Origin of the sequence: Pseudomonas sp. S3(2024) (assembly GCF_036861315.1) — a bacterium.
Classification (GTDB): domain Bacteria; phylum Pseudomonadota; class Gammaproteobacteria; order Pseudomonadales; family Pseudomonadaceae; genus Aquipseudomonas; species Aquipseudomonas putida_A.
Genome location: NZ_JAZAQQ010000022.1, coordinates 1 through 5,226 on the forward strand (window position 1 = coordinate 1; position 5,226 = coordinate 5,226).

A 5,226-nucleotide genomic window follows, 5' to 3' on the forward strand; every position below is an offset into this window, starting at 1 on the left:
TCTTCGAAAACTTCTGAAAATAATCACTTGACAGCAAATGAGGCTGCTGTAGAATGCGCGCCTCGGTTGAGACGAAAGATCTTAACCAACCGCTCTTTAACAACTGAATCAAGCAATTCGTGTGGGTGCTTGTGGAGTCAGACTGATAGTCAACAAGATTATCAGCATCACAAGTTACTCCGCGAGAAATCAAAGATGTAACCAACGATTGCTGAGCCAAGTTTAGGGTTTCTTAAAAACCCAAAGATGTTTGAACTGAAGAGTTTGATCATGGCTCAGATTGAACGCTGGCGGCAGGCCTAACACATGCAAGTCGAGCGGATGAAAGGAGCTTGCTCCTGGATTCAGCGGCGGACGGGTGAGTAATGCCTAGGAATCTGCCTGGTAGTGGGGGACAACGTTTCGAAAGGAACGCTAATACCGCATACGTCCTACGGGAGAAAGCAGGGGACCTTCGGGCCTTGCGCTATCAGATGAGCCTAGGTCGGATTAGCTAGTTGGTGAGGTAATGGCTCACCAAGGCGACGATCCGTAACTGGTCTGAGAGGATGATCAGTCACACTGGAACTGAGACACGGTCCAGACTCCTACGGGAGGCAGCAGTGGGGAATATTGGACAATGGGCGAAAGCCTGATCCAGCCATGCCGCGTGTGTGAAGAAGGTCTTCGGATTGTAAAGCACTTTAAGTTGGGAGGAAGGGTTGTAGATTAATACTCTGCAATTTTGACGTTACCGACAGAATAAGCACCGGCTAACTCTGTGCCAGCAGCCGCGGTAATACAGAGGGTGCAAGCGTTAATCGGAATTACTGGGCGTAAAGCGCGCGTAGGTGGTTTGTTAAGTTGGATGTGAAATCCCCGGGCTCAACCTGGGAACTGCATCCAAAACTGGCAAGCTAGAGTATGGTAGAGGGTGGTGGAATTTCCTGTGTAGCGGTGAAATGCGTAGATATAGGAAGGAACACCAGTGGCGAAGGCGACCACCTGGACTGATACTGACACTGAGGTGCGAAAGCGTGGGGAGCAAACAGGATTAGATACCCTGGTAGTCCACGCCGTAAACGATGTCAACTAGCCGTTGGGAGCCTTGAGCTCTTAGTGGCGCAGCTAACGCATTAAGTTGACCGCCTGGGGAGTACGGCCGCAAGGTTAAAACTCCAATGACTTGACGGGGGCCCGCACCAGCGGTGGAGCATGTGGTTTAATTCGAAGCAACGCGAAGAACCTTACCAGGCCTTGACATCCAATGAACTTTCCAGAGATGGATTGGTGCCTTCGGGAGCATTGAGACAGGTGCTGCATGGCTGTCGTCAGCTCGTGTCGTGAGATGTTGGGTTAAGTCCCGTAACGAGCGCAACCCTTGTCCTTAGTTACCAGCACGTTATGGTGGGCACTCTAAGGAGACTGCCGGTGACAAACCGGAGGAAGGTGGGGATGACGTCAAGTCATCATGGCCCTTACGGCCTGGGCTACACACGTGCTACAATGGTCGGTACAGAGGGTTGCCAAGCCGCGAGGTGGAGCTAATCCCACAAAACCGATCGTAGTCCGGATCGCAGTCTGCAACTCGACTGCGTGAAGTCGGAATCGCTAGTAATCGCGAATCAGAATGTCGCGGTGAATACGTTCCCGGGCCTTGTACACACCGCCCGTCACACCATGGGAGTGGGTTGCACCAGAAGTAGCTAGTCTAACCTTCGGGAGGACGGTTACCACGGTGTGATTCATGACTGGGGTGAAGTCGTAACAAGGTAGCCGTAGGGGAACCTGCGGCTGGATCACCTCCTTAATCGACGACATCAGCTGCTCCATAAGTTCCCACACGAATTGCTTGATTCATTCGTTTGTAAAAGTGCAGAGCTAAATATTCGAATCGAATAATTAGCTCTGATCTTTTTCAGAATCGTTCTTTAAAAATTTGGGTATGTGATAGAAAGATAGACTGAACGTTACTTTCACTGGTAACGGATCAGGCTAAGGTAAAATTTGTGAGTGACTCTTAAGAGNTGAAGAAGACGATAGAAGCAGCCCGAAATTGGGTCTGTAGCTCAGTTGGTTAGAGCGCACCCCTGATAAGGGTGAGGTCGGCAGTTCGAATCTGCCCAGACCCACCAATTTTTGTGTGGGAAACCTGTAGAAATACGGGGCCATAGCTCAGCTGGGAGAGCGCCTGCCTTGCACGCAGGAGGTCAGCGGTTCGATCCCGCTTGGCTCCACCACCACTGCTTCTGAAGTTTGAAAGCTTAGAAATGAGCATTCCATCGCTGTGATGGTGAATGCTGATTTCTAGTCTTTTGATTAGATCGTTCTTTAAAAATTTGGGTATGTGATAGAAAGATAGACTGAACGTTACTTTCACTGGTAACGGATCAGGCTAAGGTAAAATTTGTGAGTGACTCTTAAGAGTTTTGCGAATTTTCGGCGAATGTCGTCTTCACAGTATAACCAGATTGCTTGGGGTTATATGGTCAAGTGAAGAAGCGCATACGGTGGATGCCTTGGCAGTCAGAGGCGATGAAAGACGTGGTAGCCTGCGAAAAGCTTCGGGGAGTCGGCAAACAGACTTTGATCCGGAGATGTCTGAATGGGGGAACCCAGCCATCATAAGAGGGTTATCTTGTACTGAATACATAGGTGCAAGAGGCGAACCAGGGGAACTGAAACATCTAAGTACCCTGAGGAAAAGAAATCAACCGAGCTTCCCTTAGTAGTGGCGAGCGAACGGGGACTAGCCCTTAAGTGGCTTTGAGATTAGCGGAACGCTCTGGAAAGTGCGGCCATAGTGGGTGATAGCCCTGTACGCGAAAGTCTCTTAGTCATGAAATCGAGTAGGACGGAGCACGAGAAACTTTGTCTGAATATGGGGGGACCATCCTCCAAGGCTAAATACTACTGACTGACCGATAGTGAACTAGTACCGTGAGGGAAAGGCGAAAAGAACCCCGGAGAGGGGAGTGAAATAGATCCTGAAACCGTATGCGTACAAGCAGTGGGAGCCCACTTTGTTGGGTGACTGCGTACCTTTTGTATAATGGGTCAGCGACTTATNCGTGAGGGAAAGGCGAAAAGAACCCCGGAGAGGGGAGTGAAATAGATCCTGAAACCGTATGCGTACAAGCAGTGGGAGCCCACTTTGTTGGGTGACTGCGTACCTTTTGTATAATGGGTCAGCGACTTATTTTCAGTGGCGAGCTTAACCGAATAGGGGAGGCGTAGCGAAAGCGAGTCTTAATAGGGCGTCTAGTCGCTGGGAATAGACCCGAAACCGGGCGATCTATCCATGGGCAGGTTGAAGGTTAGGTAACACTGACTGGAGGACCGAACCGACTACCGTTGAAAAGTTAGCGGATGACCTGTGGATCGGAGTGAAAGGCTAATCAAGCTCGGAGATAGCTGGTTCTCCTCGAAAGCTATTTAGGTAGCGCCTCATGTATCACTGTAGGGGGTAGAGCACTGTTTCGGCTAGGGGGTCATCCCGACTTACCAAACCGATGCAAACTCCGAATACCTACAAGTGCCGAGCATGGGAGACACACGGCGGGTGCTAACGTCCGTCGTGAAAAGGGAAACAACCCAGACCGTCAGCTAAGGTCCCAAAGTTATGGTTAAGTGGGAAACGATGTGGGAAGGCTTAGACAGCTAGGAGGTTGGCTTAGAAGCAGCCACCCTTTAAAGAAAGCGTAATAGCTCACTAGTCGAGTCGGCCTGCGCGGAAGATGTAACGGGGCTCAAACCATACACCGAAGCTACGGGTATCACGCAAGTGATGCGGTAGAGGAGCGTTCTGTAAGCCTGTGAAGGTGAGTTGAGAAGCTTGCTGGAGGTATCAGAAGTGCGAATGCTGACATGAGTAACGACAATGGGTGTGAAAAACACCCACGCCGAAAGACCAAGGTTTCCTGCGCAACGTTAATCGACGCAGGGTTAGTCGGTCCCTAAGGCGAGGCTGAAAAGCGTAGTCGATGGAAAACAGGTTAATATTCCTGTACTTCTGGTTATTGCGATGGAGGGACGGAGAAGGCTAGGCCAGCTTGGCGTTGGTTGTCCAAGTTTAAGGTGGTAGGCTGAGATCTTAGGTAAATCCGGGATCTCAAGGCCGAGAGCTGATGACGAGTTACCTTTCAGGTGACGAAGTGGTTGATGCCATGCTTCCAAGAAAAGCTTCTAAGCTTCAGATAACCAGGAACCGTACCCCAAACCGACACAGGTGGTTGGGTAGAGAATACCAAGGCGCTTGAGAGAACTCGGGTGAAGGAACTAGGCAAAATGGCACCGTAACTTCGGGAGAAGGTGCGCCGGTGAGGGTGAAGGACTTGCTCCGTAAGCTCATGCCGGTCGAAGATACCAGGCCGCTGCGACTGTTTATTAAAAACACAGCACTCTGCAAACACGAAAGTGGACGTATAGGGTGTGACGCCTGCCCGGTGCCGGAAGGTTAATTGATGGGGTTAGCTAACGCGAAGCTCTTGATCGAAGCCCCGGTAAACGGCGGCCGTAACTATAACGGTCCTAAGGTAGCGAAATTCCTTGTCGGGTAAGTTCCGACCTGCACGAATGGCGTAACGATGGCGGCGCTGTCTCCACCCGAGACTCAGTGAAATTGAAATCGCTGTGAAGATGCAGTGTATCCGCGGCTAGACGGAAAGACCCCGTGAACCTTTACTATAGCTTTGCACTGGACTTTGAATTTGCTTGTGTAGGATAGGTGGGAGGCTTTGAAGCGTGGACGCCAGTTCGCGTGGAGCCATCCTTGAAATACCACCCTGGCAACTTTGAGGTTCTAACTCAGGTCCGTTATCCGGATCGAGGACAGTGTATGGTGGGTAGTTTGACTGGGGCGGTCTCCTCCTAAAGAGTAACGGAGGAGTACGAAGGTGCGCTCAGACCGGTCGGAAATCGGTCGTAGAGTATAAAGGCAAAAGCGCGCTTGACTGCGAGACAGACACGTCGAGCAGGTACGAAAGTAGGTCTTAGTGATCCGGTGGTTCTGTATGGAAGGGCCATCGCTCAACGGATAAAAGGTACTCCGGGGATAACAGGCTGATACCGCCCAAGAGTTCATATCGACGGCGGTGTTTGGCACCTCGATGTCGGCTCATCACATCCTGGGGCTGAAGCCGGTCCCAAGGGTATGGCTGTTCGCCATTTAAAGTGGTACGCGAGCTGGGTTTAGAACGTCGTGAGACAGTTCGGTCCCTATCTGCCGTGGACGTTTGAGATTTGAGA

The 5,226-nt window shown here is 50.9% G+C and carries 2 tRNA genes and 2 rRNA genes; all 4 read left to right on the forward strand.

The features are described from left to right. The first annotated feature begins 252 nt into the window (after positions 1-252). Positions 253-1,789: ribosomal RNA gene (locus tag VLA07_RS26985) — 16S ribosomal RNA — on the forward strand. A 248-nt stretch (positions 1,790-2,037) separates the two neighbouring features. Continuing rightward, positions 2,038-2,114: transfer RNA gene (locus tag VLA07_RS26990), tRNA-Ile, on the forward strand. A gap of 29 nt (positions 2,115-2,143) precedes the next feature. Beyond that, positions 2,144-2,219: transfer RNA gene (locus VLA07_RS26995), tRNA-Ala, on the forward strand. 247 nt (positions 2,220-2,466) lie between these two features. Continuing rightward, positions 2,467-5,226, forward strand: a 23S ribosomal RNA gene (locus VLA07_RS27000); the annotation flags it as partial.